Source organism: Paenibacillus sp. PL2-23, from assembly GCF_040834005.1.
Classification (GTDB): Bacteria; Bacillota; Bacilli; order Paenibacillales; family Paenibacillaceae; genus Pristimantibacillus.
Genome location: NZ_CP162129.1, coordinates 2,010,134 through 2,031,646, shown reverse-complemented (window position 1 = coordinate 2,031,646; position 21,513 = coordinate 2,010,134). Strand labels below are relative to the sequence as shown.

The 21,513-nt window shown below is 48.3% G+C and carries 15 protein-coding genes; 2 read left to right on the top strand and 13 right to left on the bottom strand.

Annotated features, from left to right (window positions below):
* The first annotated feature begins 179 nt into the window (after positions 1-179).
* The gene (locus AB1S56_RS08515; protein ID WP_340872817.1) at positions 180-1,340 is read left to right on the top strand and encodes an MFS transporter; all 1,161 of its coding nucleotides are present in this window, start codon (positions 180-182) and stop codon (positions 1,338-1,340) included.
* 83 nt (positions 1,341-1,423) lie between these two features.
* Here AB1S56_RS08515 and AB1S56_RS08510 read toward each other — a convergent pair whose 3' ends face one another.
* A complete protein-coding gene (locus AB1S56_RS08510; protein ID WP_340872819.1) occupies positions 1,424-2,935 on the bottom strand; it encodes a sulfatase in 1,512 nt (503 codons plus the stop codon).
* Between the two features lie 68 nt (positions 2,936-3,003).
* The gene (galA, locus tag AB1S56_RS08505) at positions 3,004-5,502 is read right to left on the bottom strand and encodes a beta-galactosidase GalA (protein WP_340872820.1); all 2,499 of its coding nucleotides are present in this window, start codon (positions 5,500-5,502) and stop codon (positions 3,004-3,006) included.
* Positions 5,503-5,684: 182 nt separating this feature from the next.
* On the opposite strand from galA, the gene AB1S56_RS08500 reads away from it, so the two are divergent.
* Complete coding sequence (locus AB1S56_RS08500) at positions 5,685-6,560, top strand: AraC family transcriptional regulator (protein ID WP_340872821.1); 876 nt, start codon at positions 5,685-5,687, stop codon at positions 6,558-6,560.
* A gap of 91 nt (positions 6,561-6,651) precedes the next feature.
* On the opposite strand, the gene AB1S56_RS08495 is transcribed toward AB1S56_RS08500, so the two are convergent.
* The 11 genes from AB1S56_RS08495 to AB1S56_RS08445 all read right to left on the bottom strand — a co-directional run bounded on the left by AB1S56_RS08495 (position 6,652) and on the right by AB1S56_RS08445 (position 21,455).
* Complete coding sequence (locus AB1S56_RS08495; RefSeq protein ID WP_340872822.1) at positions 6,652-8,313, bottom strand: ABC transporter substrate-binding protein; 1,662 nt, start codon at positions 8,311-8,313, stop codon at positions 6,652-6,654.
* A gap of 135 nt (positions 8,314-8,448) precedes the next feature.
* A complete protein-coding gene (locus tag AB1S56_RS08490; protein WP_153784730.1) occupies positions 8,449-9,351 on the bottom strand; it encodes a carbohydrate ABC transporter permease in 903 nt (300 codons plus the stop codon).
* A gap of 20 nt (positions 9,352-9,371) precedes the next feature.
* Entirely contained in the window at positions 9,372-10,334 is a 963-nt protein-coding gene (locus tag AB1S56_RS08485; RefSeq protein ID WP_340872823.1) for an ABC transporter permease subunit, read from the bottom strand.
* A gap of 211 nt (positions 10,335-10,545) precedes the next feature.
* On the bottom strand, positions 10,546-12,744 hold the full coding sequence (locus AB1S56_RS08480; RefSeq protein ID WP_340872824.1) for a helix-turn-helix domain-containing protein: 2,199 nt from the start codon (positions 12,742-12,744) through the stop codon (positions 10,546-10,548).
* A gap of 101 nt (positions 12,745-12,845) precedes the next feature.
* Positions 12,846-13,802 (bottom strand): glycoside hydrolase family protein, encoded by a 957-nt coding sequence (locus AB1S56_RS08475; RefSeq protein ID WP_340872825.1) that lies wholly within the window; start codon positions 13,800-13,802, stop codon positions 12,846-12,848.
* 26 nt (positions 13,803-13,828) lie between these two features.
* Positions 13,829-15,283, bottom strand: coding sequence for a sulfatase-like hydrolase/transferase (locus AB1S56_RS08470; protein ID WP_340872826.1), 1,455 nt, complete (start codon positions 15,281-15,283; stop codon positions 13,829-13,831).
* A 34-nt stretch (positions 15,284-15,317) separates the two neighbouring features.
* Complete coding sequence (locus AB1S56_RS08465; protein WP_340872827.1) at positions 15,318-16,790, bottom strand: alpha-L-fucosidase; 1,473 nt, start codon at positions 16,788-16,790, stop codon at positions 15,318-15,320.
* Positions 16,787-18,205, bottom strand: coding sequence for a sulfatase-like hydrolase/transferase (locus AB1S56_RS08460; RefSeq protein WP_340872839.1), 1,419 nt, complete (start codon positions 18,203-18,205; stop codon positions 16,787-16,789). Before AB1S56_RS08460 ends, AB1S56_RS08465 begins: the two co-directional genes overlap by 4 nt.
* A complete protein-coding gene (locus AB1S56_RS08455; protein WP_340872841.1) occupies positions 18,198-18,635 on the bottom strand; it encodes an RbsD/FucU domain-containing protein in 438 nt (145 codons plus the stop codon). The genes AB1S56_RS08460 and AB1S56_RS08455 overlap by 8 nt, the downstream gene beginning before the upstream one ends.
* A gap of 468 nt (positions 18,636-19,103) precedes the next feature.
* Positions 19,104-20,009, bottom strand: coding sequence for a phosphatidylinositol-specific phospholipase C (locus tag AB1S56_RS08450; RefSeq protein WP_340872829.1), 906 nt, complete (start codon positions 20,007-20,009; stop codon positions 19,104-19,106).
* Positions 20,010-20,039: 30 nt separating this feature from the next.
* On the bottom strand, positions 20,040-21,455 hold the full coding sequence (locus AB1S56_RS08445; RefSeq protein ID WP_340872830.1) for an extracellular solute-binding protein: 1,416 nt from the start codon (positions 21,453-21,455) through the stop codon (positions 20,040-20,042).
* Between the last annotated feature and the right edge of the window lie 58 nt (positions 21,456-21,513).

Genomic DNA, 21,513 nt, shown 5'->3' with positions numbered 1-21,513 from the left:
TTGTTAAGCTGTCCTCCTCTCCCCTTTACTCGCAATTCTTGGATGCGCTTTCATTGTAAAGGATTGGCATTCCAATCCAATATGAAAATTTTAGCTTTTTTATATGGAAAAACCATGTACAGTTCGTCAAAAGCAATCATGATATAATGTATCCCGTACGTATTAGGAGGGGATCATTCTTGCGCGCCGCTATGAGCTTTCGAATTATACTGATCGCTATTTTTTGCTTTCAGATGATCTTGAATATGACCCGCCCCATCGTGACCTTGTACGGAGCCGAGCTCGGCGCTTCTACTCTTGAAATTGGATACTTAACCGCAGCATACGCATTGATTCCATTATTCCTCTCCATCTATGCAGGAAGAATTGCGGACAAGGTCGGGGACCGGCTTCCGGTATTAAGCGGCTTTATCGGAGTTGGGACAGGTATGGCCATACCCGCGCTGATTGATTCGCTTTGGGCGCTTTATCTTTCGCAGATTATTGTGGGTATCTCTCATGTTCTCATTGTAATTTCCTTGCAAAACCTTCTGGGGAATGCTGCTCCCCCGCATAAGCGGGATTACTATTTCAGCATGTTCTCAACCGCCGTTTCGGTGGGAGCGGTGGCTGGACCTGTAGCTGGCGGCTATATGGCGGAGCATATCTCCTATCCGTCCGTCTTTGCAGCTTCTCTAGTATTGTGTATCATTGCGTTCATATTGGCCTGGCGTCTCCAAGCTTCTGGCAAAACAACAGCTCCGGCTGAAGCCACTTTAATATCCTCCCTGGGACTTCTGAAGATTCCGCAGCTGCGCAAGGCGATGATTTCGAGCGCGCTAGCTCTATACAGCCGCGATATCTTTGTCGCTTATTTCCCCTTGTATGCCCAAGGAATGGATATCTCGGCTTCATCTATTGGCTGGATATTAACCCTTCAAGGGTTGATGATGGTAGTCGTGCGCTTCTCTCTAACCAAGCTGACGAACGCCTTCGGACGTGATTATGTGTTGATGGCCTCTATCTTCGTCGCCGGCATCTGCTTCCTGCTCCTGCCGATCTGGGATCATATTCTGGTACTCGCGGTGCTGAGCGCTTGTATGGGAGCCGGGCTCGGCTGCAGTCAGCCTCTATCCATGACGACGACTTATAATGCGTCTCCGAAGTCCCGCACGGGAGAGGTGCTTGGTCTTAGATTAACCGTCAACAGAGCCTCCCAGATCGTGGCTCCTCTCTTCTTCGGCTTGATCGGTTCCTCAGCAGGACTTCTATCCGTATTTATACTTAGCGGGGTATTCCTTGTCGGAGGAACATGGGTTGTTAAGCCAAGCAAGAGGCCTAATGTGGACGAGCCATTATGAAAGCAAGCTTTCTTTATATTTCAAGAAAGCGGAGACACCATAGGGGCCTCCGCTTCGCTGAACTGCAGTTGTATGAATTTAAACTAGCTGTACTGTGATAGCGCTATTCGTTCCAGCAGCTCTGGATAAGCTGAATCATCATCGCCTGCACTCTTCTTTATCGCAAACAACTTTTGTCTCGCTTCTTTAATAAGCTCCTTGTATTCGGGATGTCCATATACATTATTCATCTCGTAAGGATCCTGCCGCAAATCATAAAATTCCCATGATGCAGGCGTCTCCTCATCCAGTGCTCCCGAGGCGTCCAGCGGCAAGCCGTAGAAGAAGATCAGCTTGTATTCTCTCGTCCGCAAGCCGAAGTGCGCCGGGTTATCATGATGCGTTAGATGCATCCAATAACGATAATAGATGGCGTCCTTCCATTCCATCTGTGACCCGTTCAACAGCCCTCTGAAGCTGCTCCCGTCCACTTTGCAAGTATAGTCGGTATCGGCATAATCCAACAATGTCGGTCCGATATCAATATTGCTCACGAGCGATTCCATCACGGTGCCCGGCTCGATCTCCTTTGGATACCGAATGAGGAACGGCATCCGTAGCGCTTCTTCATAAATCCAGCGTTTGTCGATATAATCATGCTCGCCGAGAAACATCCCCTGATCGGAGGTATAGATGACAATCGTATGCTCCAGTTGTCCGCTTTGCTCCAGGTAGTCAAGCAATCGGCCTACATTGTCGTCTATTCCCTTGACAACTCGAAGATAATCCTTCAAATATTTCTGATACGCCGCTTTGGTTCTCCCTTCCGCATCCAGGCCCGCAAGCTCAAGAGGACCGGTCGGGTAAGACGGATCGCTCTGTCGCAGGACGGCATTCCGCTTCGGATTACGCTCCGACACAGACGTACCGTAGTCTCGGGAGCCTTCTGAACGATGCTCCCGATTCTCCCACAAACTTTCCGGCTCCGGAATTTCTATCCCGTCGAACAGATGCTCATAACGGGGATGATATTCGAAATCGTCATGCGGTGCCTTATGGTGACAATGCAACATAAAGGGCTTGGATGGATCTCGTGCTTCCAGCCACTCCAGACATTTGTCCGTAATAATGTCCGTCACATACCCAGCATGTCTCGTCCCGGTAATCACATCATGAACATCGGATATGGATGACCAGTCAAAGCCTGACCTCATAAAGCTGGGATTCCAATACGTGCCCTGCCCGGACAGCACATCGTAATGGTCAAATCCCTGCGGCTCGCTGTGCAGATGCCACTTGCCGATAACGGCCGTCTCGTAGCCCGCTTCCCGCATCCTTCGAGGATACGTCTCCAGCTCCGTGCTCAAGCTGTCGCTTAACGTCTTCACACCATTATGGTGGGAATACAAACCGGTCAGAATCGTCGCGCGACTAGGTGTGCATATGGCGTTTGTGCAGAAGAAATTGCGGAAGAGCGCCCCTTCCTTGGCCAGCCTGTCGATGTGGGGAGTCGCGAATACCTCAGCCAGCCTGGAGCTATAAGCACTAATGGCATTGGCTGCATGGTCATCTGACATAATAAATAATAGGTTGGGTCGATCATGAGATTGTGTCATATCTGTTGTCCTCCGGTACGTATTGGAATGCTAGACAAGAGAATCGTGCAGCTCCCTATCATTGCCGATCAGACACCGCCGTCGGCTGCATCTCTCCGACCCGTGCCCGTTGGAATCAGCTCGGCAGATCTCAACGTGGACGCAAGCGATGTTTTATCCGAAGTCTCAATGTGAATAGTTAATTCTCCACGCTTTACGCCTTCCGCTTCAGCAATCAGACGAATGTCACCGCCTGCTCCGTTGGCCCATACCAGCACCTGGCACAGTCCTTTGAAAGCTCTTCGGCAGGGCGACTTGTCATCCTCATGGCTTTCCGGGTTGCCATTGCCTGTACCAATTAACTGACCATGTCCTTCTACAGAAAACGTCAAGAGCGCGTCTGCATTCGGAACGATTCGACCGGCTGCATCGGCAATCGCTGCTTGCACGATACATACATCTTCATTATCGGCTATAAGAGTGGTCCTCTCGGAGCTCAGGAGGATCTGGGCCGGCTCGCCTGTTGTCGCAACAACCTCCGTCAGCACTAGCTCGCCATTGCGGTACCCACACGCCATTAATTCACCCGCTTCGTAGACAACCTGCCATTCGGCATGGCCATGCTCAGGAACAGGTCGCCTTCCTGCACTGTTCCCGTTCAAAAATAATTCCACCTCATCCATGTTCGAGAATGCCCATACATCGATCAATTCCCCTTCGCTTCCCTGCCAATTCCAATGCGGGAGTAGGTGCAGCACGGGCTGGCTCGTCCATCTAGCTTGATAGTAATAATAAATATCCTTCGGGAAGCCGCACAAATCCATAATCCCGTATCGAGAGATGACGCTAGGCCATTCATAAGGGAATGTTTCTCCTCGGTAGTCGAACCCCGTCCATACAAACAATCCCGCTACAAAGTCATGCTCCGCCGCCGCCTTCCAGGCTTCCTCCGGCTGAGCTCCCCACAATGGATACGTTTCACCATAAGCACTAATAAGGCCTTCACGCTCCGAATTCGACCAGATGACTGTTGCTTTGCCATGCTCGGAGATGTTTAACGAGCGATCGGCGAATGACTTCCTGTAGACACCGCGGGTGGACAGCGTCGAAGCATTCTCGGTACCGATAAACGGTTTGTCCGGATAAGCCTTGTGAAACTGATCGTACGCATCCCAATTCCTTCTCATCATATAGTTAAAGCCATGAACGTCGATATGGAAGCCGTTCTCTTCATGATACTGCGTAAGCGGCAGCCAGTCGGCATTCATACCGTACGTGCACTTGCGGCTTGGATCAAGTTTATGCGCAAGTTTTTGCATGGCGTGCAATATACGCACACCTGCGTCCTTCCCTTGAATATTCATTTCCTCATTGCCTAACGACCATAAGATAATGGATGGATGGTTCCGGTCCCTTCGGATGAGACTTCTCAATTGGCTCAGCCCTTCACTTGTTGCATCCGTTTGACGCACCTCATCAATGACGAGCATGCCTAGCCGATCACAAGCCTCAAGGACGGAAGGAGCGGGCGGATTATGCGACGTTCGGTACGCATTGCAGCCCATCTCCTTTAATCGCTGAATACGGAATTCATTAACGGCTGCAGGCACCGCCATGCCGACGCCGGCATGATCCTCGTGGCAGCATACGCCCTTAAGCTTCAGCGGCTGACCATTCAGCAGAAATCCTCGCTCGGCATCAAAGGCAATCGTCCGCACTCCGAAGACCGTTTCGTATCTATCAACAACTTCGTCTCCAATGAATAACATACTCTTGAGCGTATATAAATTGGGTGAATCCGTGGACCAGAGACAAGGAGCCTCCAGAGTAACGGACTGCTTGAGCGTTAGACTATCATCCGCGGAGATATCAGCAGATGTAACGGCTTCGCCAGCCAGCTCTCCATCTGGCCCCATGATGACAGATTGCAGCTTAAATGCTACGTCCTTCTCGTAATGGCTGTCTACCTCCGTCTCGATGACAACAAGCGCTTTGTTCTCAATTGAATCGAGCTCAGCCTTTACGAACGTTCCCCAATGCGATATTCTCAGCGAATCCGTCATTACCAGTCTAACTTCGCGATATATGCCGCCGCCTTCATACCACCAGCCTTCGAATTCACTTGCATCCACCCGGACCGCTACTACATTCGGCTCTTCGGCATGCACCACCTCTGTAATATCATAAGCAAAGCTGGTATACCCGCTTAAATGACCTCCTACATAATGGCCGTTCACCCATATGGAGCAGTTCCGGAACACCCCGTCAAATTCAATAGTTAAGCGTTTCGACGCGATATCCTCGGTCAGCATAAATGCCCTGCGATACCAGCCAACACCCTTCTTCAGCGAGCCGTGTGACGCAGGCACCTGCGTATCATATTCGCCGCGCTCCAGCACGAAGTCGTGTGGAACCCGAACGTCACTCCAAGTTGAATCGTCATACCCCCATTTGGCAATTCCATGATTACCGGACTTGATCCAATGCGGATTTGAATATCTTTCCTTGTGCACAGCGTCGTAATTGGTATTAACAAGGTCCCCGTAATAAAACTTCCAATCCGTATTCAAGCTCCAAGTCTGCCTCATTCTTCTCCCCCTCAGCATTGTTTCTTTCCTGCCATTATACGTTCTAGCCATTGGCTCTGTAAGCGTTATACTCGACTTCCAATGAGACAATTCCGACTACTACACAAACCGAAGTTGTCCATTGACAGTATGCCGAACGTTATCCTATTGTTAAGGAATAGACCGCTAATGGAGGCGCTAATATGAAGATGCTGGAGTTTATCATCCCGCCTTTACCGCAGTTTGTTACTGTTGGCCATTCCTGGTGGAAGCAAGGGCAAGCACATTTCCGGCGAAGCTGGAGCCTTTACGATCTTATCATCGTAACCAATGGGACTTTATATATGACGGAAGACGACCAGCCCTATACAATTACGGCGGGCAGTATGCTGCTGCTGGAACCGGGACGCACCCACTTCGGGCATCTCCCCTGTGAACAAAATACGGAAACCTATTATGTACACTTCAGCCATCCTGTTCCTCCTCGCGAGTTGAATAGCGGCGGCTTCGAATGGATGGAGACGCTTCAGCAGCCAACGGATGACGATCATAACCCCCGATCACATGCGATGTATCTACCTAAGCATACGGAGGTTGTTTTGCCTCCTCTGCTCCCCATACTGGATCGGATGGTTGAGATTCGCAATCACATTTTTATCCGTAATGCACTGGAGCTCCATAGCCTGACTGCTCAGCTATTGCTTGAGTTGCAGCAAGTCATCTACCAGACGAGGCCCATGTCGAGGTCATTGGAGCTGTGCACCCGAATGGCTCGATATTTGGAGAACCATATGCAGGAGCCCTTCAGCTCGAAGAAGCTTGAGGATGAGCTGCATTACCACATTGACTATTTAAGCAGATGCCTGAAGAAGCATACGGGTATGACACCGTTACAATATCAGCAGCATATTCGAATGGAACGAGCCAAACATATGCTTGCCCATACGATGACCAGCATTCAGGAAATTGCTTATGAGGTGGGCTATGAGCATAGCAGCTATTTCATCCGCATCTTCCGCAGCAAGGAGGGGATCACCCCTGGCGCCTACAGAGAGCGCTTTCTACTTGGAGCAAAATAAATAGCCATGCACAGTCCCACCGACTCGTACATGGCTATTATTAATGATCATAACCCCGACAAGATGTTTTGTCGGGGTTGTTCATCATTCCTTACTTCTTGTAGCGAATATCGTACGCCTCCTGCATAATTTCCAGGTAGCGCTTAATATTCATATTACTCAGCTCGTTCAGGTAACCGTCCCAGCCGGCTTCCAGATTGGCATCGCCCATGACGAACTGGACAAGCATGTTGTCGACGTAATCATTGATGGTCTTCTGCAAGCCCAGCAGCTCTGACGACTGCGCTTCGTTGAAGATGAGCGGCGGAACCATAACCGTCTCGTTACGGAACGGCTCATAGCTTTTGGTCGAGGCATGCAGAATGTACTCTACATTGTTCACCGGATCATTGATAGCTTCGCCAATTCGGAAAGCAACAGTCCGATTCGTCGGGTTGGCCTGATTCCAGCTGTGATTCGCGACTTCACTAGTTTTCTTCAAGCGTACGAACGTCGCTGGATTGCCTTCCAGACCCTGTTCGCCACTCTCCGCTTTTCTCCAGTCCTCGCCTTCCTTGCCGAACAAGGAGAACATCTGCACCTCTGGATCGTAGAAAGCATCAGCCAGACGTATAGCGACTTCGGGATGCTTGCTTGTCGCACTCACTACAAATCGGCCGTTGACATTGCCTCTTCTATTCTGTGCATTCACATATTGCGTGCCGGATGGGCCTTTGAGCGGCGGAACAACAACATAATCCTTCCATCTTTCATTATCGGATATCGGGATTGGACTTCCATTGGGAGCAGCGCCCAGAATCACAACATCCCCATTAGCTCCCAGCTGCTTCAACTGATCGCCATCCTGTACGAAAGCCTCTGCATTAATTAATCCTTCGTCGAACAGCTTCTTCATATACCGCAGCCCTTCGCGGTATTGCTCCGACATAAACGCCGCATCTATGGCTCCGTTATTCATATACAATCGCCGTGTTGTATCACCGTTTATGAAATCGTAATAGACGAATGCGTTCATCAAAAAGCCTTCGACAGAGCTGTTCCACCCTTTGGGTGATCCAGACAGCGGAATTTCATCGGCGATGCCATTACCGTTCGGATCCTGAGTCTTGAATGCCTTCAGTACTTCATAGAATTCATCCGTTGTTGTTGGCATCTCCAGTCCCAGCTTATCCAGCCAAGGCTTGTAAATCCATAGCTTGCCGGAGTAATAGCAATGGTAGCATTCATTAATATCCGGCATGGTGTAGATATGACCGTCATTGGAGGTAATCGCCGGTTTTAAGTGCTCCTGCTCTGCGAATATATTTTTCGTATTCACCGCATGCTGTTCAATCAAATCCTCAAGAGGCAGGAATACCCCCTGGTTGCCGTAAATCTCGAGCTGCGCATCTGTAATACCCATATTCATAAAGATGTCAGGATAATCACCGCTCGCCAGCGTCAGATTCAGCTTCTCTTTCATGTTGGATTCCGGAACCGTCTCCCACTCCAGATGCACATTGGTCCGCTCTTCCAGCCACTTCGTAAATTCGTTTGTACGATAGTCCTCTACATCCGGCCGTAGTGCCGCAAGCACCTTTAAAGTAACCTTCTCTTCTACAATTGGAAAGGTACCCGGCGCAGAAACAGCGCTCGTATTCCCCGCTTTGTCTCCCTCCTTATTGTCCGGCTTCGCATTGGACCCGCTTCCATTAGAGCAAGCGGCTAACAGTAAACACATCATTACAAACGCAAGAGTCCATTTTTGTTTCACTCTGTTTTCCTCCCTTTTTTAAGTTAACCCGATTCAAATGGATGACTGCTATGCAGGGCCTCTGACACCTGGTGCCAGGAATATTAGCAAATACGCATCACCCCTCTCCATAAGCTGTCTTTTCTTGAAGATTCGCTACTCCTTTAACGAGCCGATCATAACGCCCTTTACAAAATGCTTCTGCACGAACGGATACAAGACCAATACCGGTCCTGCGGCGACTACAATCAAGGAATATTTGAGCAGCTGTCGCAGGGCATCCTTCTCCGCCATTTCAACGGCATCGGCCACCATGCTCATATCCACCTTGTTTTGTACCAGAATATCCTTTAATACAATTTGCAGGGGGTAAAGCGATTGATCCTTCAAATAAATAAGCGCGTTGAAATATTGATTCCAATGACCGACGGCATAAAACAAACTAATGACGGCGATAATCGGGGCGGACAGCGGGAGCACAATCCTCCACAGGAACCGGAAATCGTTGCAGCCGTCCATCTGTGCCGCCTCCAGCAGCTCGCTGGAAATGGTTACGCGGAAGTAGGTTCGTGTAATAATGACATTCCACACGCTAAGCGCAGCGGGAATAATAAGCGCCCACCGCGTATCCAGCATACCGAGATCTTTGACAAGCAAATAACGCGGAATTAATCCTCCATCGAACATCATCGTGAATACAAGCAGGACCATAAACAGCTTGGCGCCATAAAAGTCTCTTCGCGACAACGGATAAGCGGCCAGCAGCGTAAGAACAACATTAAATAGAGTGCCTACAATCATGTAATAGAAGGAATTCATGACAGAGGATACAATCAGCTTGTGCTTGAATATCGCTTCGTAGCCATCCAGTGTCGGTTGAACCGGCCACAGCCATACCTTCCCGGAGACGACAGCCTGACTGTCGCTAAAGGATGCGCTTACAATATAGATGAGAGGATACAGTGTAATAATAACCATCGTAAGCAGGATACTATAATTGATCCAGGTGAACGCCGCATCCCCTTTTGATTCTTTGATTCTCTGCCTTGGACTTCCCATGTGGCTCATATGCGACCCTCCTACCAAAGACTTTCTTTGCCAACCACACGCGCAATCTGATTGACGGTTACGAGCAATATTAAATTTACGATAGACTTGAACAAACCGATAGCCGAAGCATAGGAGAAATTTAATCCATCCGAGATCAGCCCGACCTTGTAGACATAAGTATCAATAACTTCAGAGGTTGTAATATTGACGGGATTCTGCATGAGGTAAACCTTCTCAAACCCCGTTTGCATTAGATTGCCCATCGACAAGATCAACAGAATGATCATGACCGGCATAATGCCCGGAAGGTCAATATGCCAGATGCGACGCCACTTGCTTGCGCCGTCAACGACTGCAGCCTCATGCAGCGTCGGGCTTACGCCTGCCAGCGCAGCCAAATAAATGATGCACCCCCATCCAGCATTCTGCCAAATATCAGACAGAACGTAGATGGTTTGAAACAGCTCAGGCTTCGCCATAAAGTGAACGGGGTCTGCACCTATTAGCTTTAGAAACTGGTTTACAATGCCTGTTCGTGGATCCAGAAACTGAAGCAGCATACCGACCATAACAACAGTGGATATAAAGTGCGGCGCATACGTAATCATTTGCACAGACTTCTTGAATCTGGCCTGCCTGACATAGTTCAGTCCTAGCGCCAGGATAATCGGCACCGGAAATCCGACGATTAAATGATAGAAGGCCAGGCCAATCGTATTTTTCAGCACTCTCCAGAAATCGTAGGAACCAAAAAACCTCGTCATGTGCTTCATGCCGACCCATTCGCTTCCCATAACGCCTTTCACGGGAATAAAATCTTTAAATGCGATTTGAGCTCCATACATCGGCCAATATTGAAAAATGATTAAATATGCAAGCGGCAATGAAAACAAAACAAGCAGCTGCCAGCTGCGTTTTGCCTGCTTCAGATGTTCTGCCGGAAGGCGCATTCTGACTTTTGGATTGGTTTGTATGGATGAAACCGTTCTCATTGTTTGTTGTCCCCCTTTTCTATTGTTGAGCCTCGTCGACAATTTGATCTTAGCTGGGAAAGCATATTTACGCTATCTGCATTTGCCCTTTCTTTATACAAATGATTAAAAACGCTTTCATCCATTTGATTTTTCATTATGCATTTTCAAAATAAACAAAAAAAACAGCCGCTGCATGCGGCATACAAGGAAGGATATTCAATTCTTTGAATCACTGCCCGGAAAATGCTCGATAATGCGTAGGCGTTACGCCATGCATACGCTTGAACGCTCGGCTGAATGAATTCAGCGACGAATATCCCACATGGTCAGCAATCTGTTCAATGTTGAGCCTGGACTCCGACAATAGCTCTTTGGCAGCATTCATACGCTTAGTGTTCACATATTCCGTGAAAGAGCAGCCTGTATGTTCTTTTACCAGCAACGAAAGATAAGTCTCCGATATTTGGAATTGATCAGACAGCATGGGCAGACATAAGGAAGGGTCTGAATAGTGGAGGTCCAGATAACTGACAATTTCGCGCATCAGCTCTTCATTCCGAATACGCTTCTGGTCAATGGTCTTGCTCGCAATGTGCTGGTACAGCCTTGTAATTCGATGAAAGCAAGCCTCCGCTTCACCTGCTCCATGAGGCAATTGCAGAAAGGACATCATATCTATACTTTCATCCTCGAACATCTGCGTGCCCGACTGATCAATAAACTTGAGAGCCGTACTGACCAATTCGGACAACAAGAGCCGTAGGACAGGTTCGATTAAAGAGCGCTCAACAAAATTTTCGACGAACAAGTTGCCAAAGGTGTTGTCAAGCTCTTCCATGTTCCCGCTTCGCAAATAGTTAAGAAGCTTCTGCTCCACATCGAACGGATAATAATACGATTGCGGATGTCTGGGCAACTCATCGTAATACGGCATGGGACTAGAGGAAGGCATACCGAAGGACAAGGCAATGGAGGCCTCTTCGAAGGATGCCGACACATCCATTAATGAGGAATAAGGTCGCCCTATGCCGAACTGCAAGGCATGCTGGAAGCGTCCGAGAAACAACTCCTGAATGGCACTTAGCTTCATGGTCAGCTCTTCCTTCCAAGCATCCTCAATGACTGTATCAGAGGAATAAATCATGGCCAGCCGGCTCTCGCCAATATCCAGCATACAAGCGTGATTCCCCTCCAGCTCCGCGATACATTCCCTTAAGCCTGCTTTCTCCAGATCCAGCTTCTCCAACGCTCCCATATCAATCGACTCCAAGATATAGGGTAATTGAATAATGATAACGGAATATCGTTCGCCCTGTAAGGGAATATCCAAATACTGCATCACAGACTCCATTTCTTTTTGTCCGGGATACGCACCATCCAGCAGCCGTTGCAGGAATGCCGCCTGCAGCAACGGCTTTTGCTCTTCCATGCTTCGATGCAGCCGCTCATTATGCGACTCTAATTGGAATACAGTCTGAATGAGTGCTTTTAATGGTCTGCTGTTGCGATAAGCAAACAGCACAGAAGCCACGCCTCCAATTGCCAGCATGCCGAAGATAATAACCGCAGATATTTTTTTGACATAGTACACCTTTCGCAGCACGATATGCTCCGGCTGTACGGCAACGAGACTCCAGCTGCCGTTGTCGAGCCCAATGGAGGTGACGAATTGACCGGAAGGCTGCTCATGTTCATTATGGCTGGTTCGAGGAAGGAATTCGCCGCTGCCGGCAACACCGGCAATAATGTCACCCTCCTGGTTGGCAAGATAGGCATAACCGCCCTCCGAGAGATCAATCGAACGCAACGCATTCCTTATAGAAGAGCTGTCGATGAACATCACAATATGTGACAAATAATAGCTTGGATAACCAATGGAATGAATGTAAGGAATTAGCCGGCGTTCACCATTAGCGCTGCGGAGCTTCAGCTCCGGCATCATCTCCTGATAATAGTACCGATCCTCAAGACCCTTAATAAACGTGTGGACGGAATCCGACTGCGCTTCCGCGCTGGAAGCTCGGGATAATAAGCTATGTTTATCAGGTGATATTACAAATTGGCTTTTTATATAATGAATGTAGTAATTTTCAATGGATGGTGTAATAGCCGAATAGCTGCCAAGTTGCTTCTGCAATTCCATCAGACGTGTAATGCTGCTTCGCTCATATGGGTTCTCAATTTGCTGCATAGCGAGCACCCTCGGATCCTGGCTCAGGCTAATGGCAAGCTGATTGGTCTCTACAATCTGTCGATCCAATTGCTGCTTAGCCAGCTGTAGGACGGCCTGGTTGCGGCTCGACACCTCTTCCTTCACCACACGGCTCGTCTGCTGATACATAATGACAGATACCAAGCTGGCAAGCAGCAGCATGCTCAAATAAGGTATAAGAAATTTGAACACCGGTCTCCCGCGACGATTGGACATGTTCTCCCCCCCTTGACTCGTTCCATGTACAGTTGTATTGAAAGCGTTATCATTTTATTTTATCATAACCATTTAGCGCTCTGGAAGCACCCCCTTGCTTCTTATTTCTGGATTTTTAATACTGCTCCACTTGATCGTTGACCATTCCAGCCCATAAGCGCCAAGAACAGATAAGCAGGGGTTCCATTCCTCATGAGCACTTGCGGCCTCTCAAAGCGGTACTCTGGTTCATCAAAATAATAATGACTTGGGTAATAACCAATCGTTGGCTGGGACCATTGCAAGCCGTCTTCCGACTCCAGATAGATTCCACCTCGTTCGCTGAACACCCCCATATCTCGCATAAGCATATGGTATTTTCCATTTTCTTCAAAGACATAGGCGTCCTCTGCTTCAGCCGGGATGCAGGAGAAGTCAACCAGCGGATTAGCGGGATGCTTGATATAAGGGCCTTCAATATGCTTCGCAATGGCCACCCCCATTTTACGCATATTGTCGTTGTACCGATCCCATGCTTTGTAATAAAGCCAGAATTGTCCGTCTTGATGCTGCAGCAAAGCCGGATTTACTGTAATGTAGCTGTCCCACATCCCTTTGTCTTCACTTACATCTAATATGGGTTCATTGCCTACTCGGCTCCAGGGACCATACAATGAATCTGCTATAGCCAGCCCAATACGTTGGGTATGCACAGTTCCATCGGAATTGCCCAGGTAGAACATCGCATACTTTGAACCGATTTTTTGCACCGTTGGATTATGAATGGTCGCTGCGTCCCAGGCTTTCCCCTTCCTACCAGTCATCACTGTACCCAACACCTTATATGGGCCTCCAGGCTCGTCGGCTACAGCATGAGCAATTTCACTTACCTTCAACCATCCTTCATGTCCTGCATCTAGCGGCCATCTGGAGAAGAACACATGCACCTTACCTTCCTCGTCGTAGATGGGTGAACAACACCAAACATGATAATGACGGTCCTCCAGGATACGTCCTATTGGTTCGAGTCTGTGGCTGAATAGTGAAGCTTCTGCTGATTCCACACCAAAACCTCTCATATGTCTCCTCCTAAGCGAATGAATCTTCACGACTTGAATGTGCCTGCCTCTATTCGGCCCCGACGAATAGATTTCATCTGACCGAGGCCTGTAACCGGCGCATATACACCGTCCGATTCCGGCAAGACGTATTGGCTAAACCAGTTGCCCAGACGTAATTGCATGTCCTCAATGGTTAGCGCGCAGCTCGTATCTTGAATGCGATTAACATTCTCTTCCGGATCTCTGCTAAGCTGGTACAGCTCATGCGGTCCATACGGATATCTGTGCACATACTTCCATTCCTTCGTTCGAATCATACGAACGGGACCATATTCATCATATACAACGATATGTTCATTATGATTTCCCTCTGTCCCTAGCATTAGCTTCGCAAAGCTTCGGCCTGGGCCTATCTCGTGATGATGAAGCTCAATGCCTGCATACTCCAGCAATGTCGGAAACACATCATATTGGCTTACAAGCTCCCGAAGCACTTGTCCCGCTGGAATCATGCCCCGATGATGGAATATGGCTGGAATCTTCACTGAAGTATCGAACATATTAAGTGGAAACGTTCCGTTTCCTTTGCCCCATATACCATGGTGTCCCATATTCATTCCGTTATCTGTCATAAAGACAATCAGAGTATTGTCTCTAATCCCCTTCTCATCCAGCTTTGCAACGATTTGTCCGATACCATGGTCCATGGCCGTTATAGCTGCATAATAGCCCTGCAGCAGCTCCCGTCGTCTGTCCCCTTCTCCTCGTGGACAGGTTGGAATTTGATTGGGGTGCGCTGGAAGCTCTGGAACAGAGTTGAACTCACAATCGTCATACATTTGCAAGTACCGTTCAGGATGCTCCGAATGCTCCCATGGGGAATGTGGTGCCGTATAATGTACGCTTAGATAAAATGGATCAGCCGTGGTCGTCAATTCCTCAATAAAATGAATGGCATGATCTGTAATGAGATCAGTCACGTAGCCATCCTCTATACGGAATTCATCTTGCTCCACAACGTCTGGCTTCATGTAGGAGCAGCCCCCTCGCACAATGGTATACCAATGATGAAATCCATGCTGGGGTTTAGAGCTGTTGCCCAAATGCCATTTGCCGCTTAACGCGCAACGATACCCAGCTTGAGATAACAAGTCGGTATAAGTAAGCTGACCTTCCAAATAGGCCTCTGCCTCATGCTCGTCGTGGAAGATTGACATGCTGCTCATCTTGTTCGGAAGCTCTGATTTGTTCACACTCCCTGAACGAATCCAATCATGTACGCCATGCCTTGAGGGGATCGTACCCGTTAGAATGGAAGCTCTGGCCGGGGAGCATACGGGTGATACACAATAAAACTGATCAAACCGCGCTCCCCCCTCCGCCAGCTTATCCAAATGCGGGGTTTTTATTTCCGAATTGCCAGAACAGCCTAACGCCCAGGCTCCCATATCATCAGCTAGAATAGATACAATATTGGGCTTCGTGCTACTTTTATGCATTATGATCGCTCCTATTTTTCTTGTTTGGCAGCAACTACTCCATCCCAATTTTGAAGCCTGTAGGATACGGAGTTTCAGCCAGAGAAGAAATATCGATCTCCAACCCCTCATTAGAAACTGTCCATTCAAGCGGCAGGTTGCCATCAAGAGTGTTTACACTTGAAATGACACTGCGGAAATGACGTGAATTCGTGGACAGAGATCGGATCATAACGGTTCCGCTAGTGGGCAGCTTCATAACGAAAGCATATAACGTCCCGTCCTTGAAGGTGAATCGGATATCTTCTTCTGTATAGGCACCCCGCTTGCCTTCCGTGTGCATCTCTTCTCCCGATTGGGTCGGTCCTTCACCATATATCTTCCAATGTGTCGTATCGTAGATGCCTTCCCCGTTCACGGCAAGCCAATCACCTATCGCAAGAAGGATTGACTCGTCTTCCTGCGGAATCGTTCCGTCCGCCTTCGGTCCAATGTTCAACAACAAACAACCGTTCTTGCTCACTATATCGATCAGATCGCAGATCAAGTCCGCCGGGTCCTTATATTGATTATTGACACTGTGAGACCAAGAGTTGCGAGCAACAGAAGTGTCGGTCTGCCACAGCTCGGGACGAATGCCATTCAATTGACCGCGTTCAATATCGAACACTGCTGTGCCATGCATATAAGCGTCCAGCTTGTAATTGATCGCAACCTCCGTCCCCCACTCCGCTGCCCGATTATAATAATAGGCTGCGAATTTCTTAAGATATGGCTTGAAGCGAATATTCATGATCCACCAGTCGAACCAGACGATCGATGGCTGGTATAGGTCAACAAGCTCGCAAGTTCTAAGCAGCCAATCGGTCAAGAACGCTTCGTCCGGTCCTTCCCCGTGAATCGTCCATTCCGGATCCCTTGGCTGAGCCGGACCATATAAACCGCGGAAGCTGTCGTCCTGGACATCCGAATGAAAGGTCATTCCACCGTCGTAGAACCACCAGTTCTCCGCCCGATGGGAAGACACCGCGAATTTCATCCCCTTCTCCTGCACAGCTTCCTTCAGCGCTCTGATGATGTCGCGCTGCGGCCCCATCTTCGCGGCATTCCATTGCGACAATTGGCTGTCGTACATTTGGAAGCCATCATGATGTTCAGCGACGGGCATTACATACCTCGCACCCGCTCTTCTGAATAAGCTTGCCCAAGCCGCAGGATCAAACTTTTCTGCCTTGAACATCGGAATAAAATCCTTATATCCGAACTCATGCTGCGGGCCATAGGTTTGTATATGGTAATCAAACATGCTGACATCCTGCCGATCCCGCCTGGCGCTATCCTTCAAGTACATTTCACGAGGATACCACTCATTCCCATAAGCTGGGACCGAGTAGACTCCCCAATGAATGAAGATGCCAAACTTCGCCTTTTTGTACCAACTCGGCACCGTATAGCGGCTTAACGACTCCCAGTTGTCCTGAAACGGACCTTTCCCAATCACATCATTTATTTGATTTATATTTATCATAGTTGTTCATCTTCTCCTTGTTGATATCTGTCGATTTGCGACCAGAATTGTTGTCCTGCGGGGTGCTTGCGATCTCCTGATCGATAGCTGTGCTCTATTAATTCTTTCATTAATACCTGCTCCATATGGGAGAAAGCCGGATCCTCAATTAGATTATATCGCTCCAGGGGGTCCTCGCTTACACGGAACAATTGGGACTTATGGTGGTAGACGATGAGCTTGTACTCTCTGCTCTTCACGGCTCGGACAAGGTCGGCATAGGCAAAATACAGCCTATCCCGATCCGAGATGGCTCCGCCGCGAGAGAACAGAGGGGCTAGAGATGCACCTTCGACTGACGATGGAATCGGAACTTGCGTTAATTCGCATAAGGTAGGGTAGATGTCGGATAAATATACAAATTCATCTCTTCGCTGTCCTTTCGGTATTCCCGGCCCAGAGAAAATGAGCGGAACTCTTACGCTATGCTCATAACAGCTTTGCTTGCCCATTAGTCCATGCTGGCCTACGGCGAGTCCGTTGTCTCCTGTGAATACGATAATCGTATGATCGAACAGGTCCGTCTCCTTCAAAGCATGGATAATATCACCGATTCGATCGTCCAGATGTGTAATCATGGCATAATATTCTGCCAGATGTCCCCGAATTTCTTCTTCCGTTCGCGGATATGCTGCCAGCCTCTCATCTCTTATATCACGTATGCCATAATCGAAAGCATGCTCACACGCAACATTATCAGGAAGCGTCAACGATGCTGGATCATACAGCTTCATATACTTCTCCGGCATGCTTCGAGGATCATGGGGAGCCATGTAGGACACATACAGGAAGAACGGCTCCTCCTCTTTATACTGATGAATCCAATGTACGGCGGTATCCGAGAACAGGTCAGTTGAATGAACGCCAGCCTGAATCTTGTCTGCAGGCCGATATTCCACTTCATTAGACATCAAACGATCTCTAATTACAGGAATTTTCCCTGAGTAGCTTCCATCCGCATGATAACGGAAAGCGGGTACATTCCAATGATCCTCCATTCCTCCGAAAAAGATATCCTCTCCGTCGCTGAAGCTCCGGTTAAAGGAGGCGGCGCCGTTATGCCATTTGCCAATGCCGAAGGTGGCGTAACCCGCTTGCCGGAACGTTTCCCCCATCAATACATGCTCCTCAGGAATGCTTCTTCCGTCGTCATGAATATGGAACAATGTTCTTCCTGTATGCAGCATCGCGCGGCTGGGCATACAGACTGCACCTACCGTGCCGCCTGGAATATGAGCCTGGCGAAAGGCGGTGCCGTGCTCCAGCAGGTTATCCAGATGCGGCGTATGAATGTCGGTATTGCCCAATGCACGCAGGGTATCAAATCTTTGATCGTCTGCGAATAGGAATACAATATTGGGCCTCTGGTCAATCATGTTCACGAACGACCCCCTTCTTCAGAATTAGGTTGCCGTATTGTGCCCGTTCACCAGTTGCAACAATAACATACGCTGAACTGCTCCGTTCATAGAAGCTGAATCTCTCAATCGATTCCAATGAGGATGACAATCCTGTTTTTCTATACAGTATCGCTTCATAGGAGTCCCAAATCGTTGTCTCTACGGGATCGCCTGGGACAACGGCCATAACCGCCGCAGGCTTCTCCACATAATCGTCCAGTGGAAGCACCTTGACGATCGCTTCCAGCAATTCAACAATGCCAATTCCATCGCATCGTACAAGTCGCTGCGCATGGCTTGCAGCTGGGAAATTGGCATCCGCCAGCACCAGCTCATCACCATGTCCCATCTCTCTCATCCATTTCAGCAAATCCGGCGGCAATAGTCCGGGAATTCCGATCAGCATCTGTGTTCCCCCCATCATGCTGTCCTCTTTTGCGAGACGATATTTTTTATAGCTCGCATAGGTTGAAGGACTATGACATTACTTCTGTAATCAGCATAGTCCTTCAACGCTGTAGAGAGAAGATGCAATCTCGACTTGCAATGTTCAAATATCGACTTCTAACACATACTTAGACAGAAGCCACTGGATCCAGACCGCGCATTCTTCTCTAGTTAAGTTAAGCGCTATACCAGCTGGATGCATGGACATCCTTGAATGACCGTTGAGTCGGCTCCAGCCTTAGTCCCAGCGCCCTTACTAGCATAGCGGTACAGGGTTCATATTGGGCTGCCAGAATTAATTGACCGTTCTCTTGCCTGATGTTGCGCGGCGAGAATATCGAAGTAAACAACGAATTTTTTTGTCATCAGATATAAATGTGAAAGAGGCCTCCATATAGAGGCCTCTCATAAATCTAAGCATCAAGCGCTAAAAATTGGTTGCTATAATTTTAGAAGCATGGTCACTCGTAATAAAATCCATTGCCGAAATGCCGAATCGTCCTTTGGTATTAGTCGTGAAAAAGCTGGTTACTTTAGGATTTATATCATTCTTGATTTCACGAATATTCGGAATGCCGAACAAGCCTGGCTTGTACCCGCTGGTGTAGTTAATATAGAGCCAGGTCGGATTGCTTGTTTTTGCTTCATTATACATGCTCTGAATATCATTCCACTTTTTACTCTTATCCGTTACCTTATAATAGTCCTGGATCTTCAGATTGGCATTCTTCTTAATCGTAAAGGTTGTGTTCTCTTGCCAACCCGTAGCATCTATGCCTTTAGGGAGCTGTGCGGCAGGAAATCTTCTCAGGAGCACAATCTTCCCTCTGGCTTCTCCAAGAGTAGGAATATGATCTGTCATGACCCACTTGCTTGGATTTTTGCTAACGTACCAATTGAAGGTTTCTTCGAAGGAGCGTGTATTTTCTGCTGCCGTGTGCTCTTCCTTTACACTCATGATCACAGTCTCTGAAGGATTATTTTTCAAAAAGGTTAGGACCGCATTCAACACGTCGTCGAAGTTCTGATTCTGATACACGGCTCCATGATGAATAGTGAAGCCATTCTGGAAATGTCTTGTACGAATGTCCAGATACCGCACTCCGATAGATAGCTGCTGAGCAATAGTAAGATCCTGATTTTTGGCCGTGCCATAAATCGGCTCATACAAGGCTCCCGAATTATGGGTGCCTGGAATCGACAGCGAGGCTACAGAAGTCGTATTTGCGATTGACCCCATCCAATTGCTGCTGGTGTATGCGAAGGATGGGCTTGCAAAGGATGTAACGAGCATAGCGAGCATCACAAGCAGCATGGAAGCTTTCTTTACCATGGAACATTCCGCCTCTCTATATCACTTAATTTATAACTGATCCTTAACCCATTTGCTCGACTCTTCTTGCGCCTTCTTCAAGCCTTCTGCAGCCGGCACCTCACCCAAGAGAATACGTTCAACATTCTCAGACAGAATATACCTTGGCTGTCCTGAACGGTATGGATAGCGCGGAGCCCACAGCTGGCTCATCTGCTTAAGAATTATATCCATCTGAGGAATTTCTTTTACCGAATCCCAGTCAGCTGCTGACTTAATAACAGGCATACTCTGGGAGCGCTGCTCCATCCACATATATTCCTGGAAAAATTCAGAGCCGCTGAATTTCAACCATTCCCAAGCAAGCTCCTTGTTCGAGCTTGTTGTTCCGATTGCAAAAGGACTTCCAGCGAACATGCCGCCCATGCCATTCTCTGGATGCTTGAACAAGAGCGAGGCCTGATAACGGTCCTTTGTGCCAAATGCTTCAATGGTATTAACAAAGCCTGGTGCAGCACGCAGATTAATGGCAATGTTGTTGTTCACATTCAAGAAATTTTCTGCGCCTTGGTTAACAAGCACGCCTTCCGGTGCGTATTGCATCGCCTCATTCAACCATTCTGCCGATTCCACCATCGATGGTGTATCGAACTCCAACGTCATTTCCTTCCACAAGAAGCCGCTTCCCCACTGACCGCCCTTGGCTTCATTAACGTTCATGATTGTATCTGCCGCGTCCTTGCCATTAAAGGTTAATCCATAGTTTTGTTCGCCCGTCTTCGGATTCGTCCCCGTCATCAACTTTGCTTTTTCCAATATTTCGTCAATTGTTGGCGATTCAGACAGATACGGCACTCCCCAATCGTCGAATAGCTTCGTATCATACACGATTAGCCGAGCATCGCCGATATAAGGAAGGCTATAAATTTCGGGTTCTTGATCATTAGGTCCCATTGCTCGCCATCCATCTACCTGGCCATTGAGGTAAATACCTAAGTCGAAGCTGTCTCTATCAATATAAGGCTGCAGCGGCTCCAATAAGCCTTGCTCCGCAAACTTGGCGATACCCGGCACCTGGTAGACATCTGCAGCATTCGACTGCAGCATGGTCTGAGTCTTCTCATTGTAGTTATCCCAGCCCATTAATACGAATTCGACAGTCGTGCCGGGGTAACGCTTCTCGAACTCATCCTTTAATACTTTAATGCCCTTGGACTTCTGGCCTGTAATGGCATCAGTCTTGTCTTCCACGGAGAAGTCTCCGATCATCTGCACTTTAAGCGTGCCTGTAAGCTGCGGATTCGATGTTCCGGCATCATCAGTCGGCGAACGATCGGCATGACCGCCGTTAGCTTCGTTTGTAGCTCCGGGTGCATTCGCCCCTCCGTTCCCGCTGCATGCGCTTAGTGCTAAGGAAAAAAGTAGAAATAAAATACAAACGAACATTTTCGGGTTTGTTTTAAGCATAGCTGGTTTAGCCTCCATTTTTCTTTTTATACTCTCCATTTAACTCTCGCAACAATAT

What these genes read in the sequence shown, in the direction of transcription:
- AB1S56_RS08510 (WP_340872819.1), bottom strand. Translation starts at nt 2,935, where the DNA reads ATGACACAATCTCATGATCGACCCAACCTATTATTTATTATGTCAGAT.
- galA (WP_340872820.1), bottom strand. Translation starts at nt 5,502, where the DNA reads ATGAGGCAGACTTGGAGCTTGAATACGGATTGGAAGTTTTATTACGGG.
- AB1S56_RS08500 (WP_340872821.1), top strand. Translation starts at nt 5,685, where the DNA reads ATGAAGATGCTGGAGTTTATCATCCCGCCTTTACCGCAGTTTGTTACT.
- AB1S56_RS08490 (WP_153784730.1), bottom strand. Translation starts at nt 9,351, where the DNA reads ATGGGAAGTCCAAGGCAGAGAATCAAAGAATCAAAAGGGGATGCGGCG.
- AB1S56_RS08485 (WP_340872823.1), bottom strand. Translation starts at nt 10,334, where the DNA reads ATGAGAACGGTTTCATCCATACAAACCAATCCAAAAGTCAGAATGCGC.
- AB1S56_RS08480 (WP_340872824.1), bottom strand. Translation starts at nt 12,744, where the DNA reads ATGTCCAATCGTCGCGGGAGACCGGTGTTCAAATTTCTTATACCTTAT.
- AB1S56_RS08475 (WP_340872825.1), bottom strand. Translation starts at nt 13,802, where the DNA reads ATGAGAGGTTTTGGTGTGGAATCAGCAGAAGCTTCACTATTCAGCCAC.
- AB1S56_RS08470 (WP_340872826.1), bottom strand. Translation starts at nt 15,283, where the DNA reads ATGCATAAAAGTAGCACGAAGCCCAATATTGTATCTATTCTAGCTGAT.
- AB1S56_RS08465 (WP_340872827.1), bottom strand. Translation starts at nt 16,790, where the DNA reads ATGATAAATATAAATCAAATAAATGATGTGATTGGGAAAGGTCCGTTT.
- AB1S56_RS08460 (WP_340872839.1), bottom strand. Translation starts at nt 18,205, where the DNA reads ATGATTGACCAGAGGCCCAATATTGTATTCCTATTCGCAGACGATCAA.
- AB1S56_RS08455 (WP_340872841.1), bottom strand. Translation starts at nt 18,635, where the DNA reads ATGCTGATCGGAATTCCCGGACTATTGCCGCCGGATTTGCTGAAATGG.
- AB1S56_RS08450 (WP_340872829.1), bottom strand. Translation starts at nt 20,009, where the DNA reads ATGGTAAAGAAAGCTTCCATGCTGCTTGTGATGCTCGCTATGCTCGTT.
- AB1S56_RS08445 (WP_340872830.1), bottom strand. Translation starts at nt 21,455, where the DNA reads ATGCTTAAAACAAACCCGAAAATGTTCGTTTGTATTTTATTTCTACTT.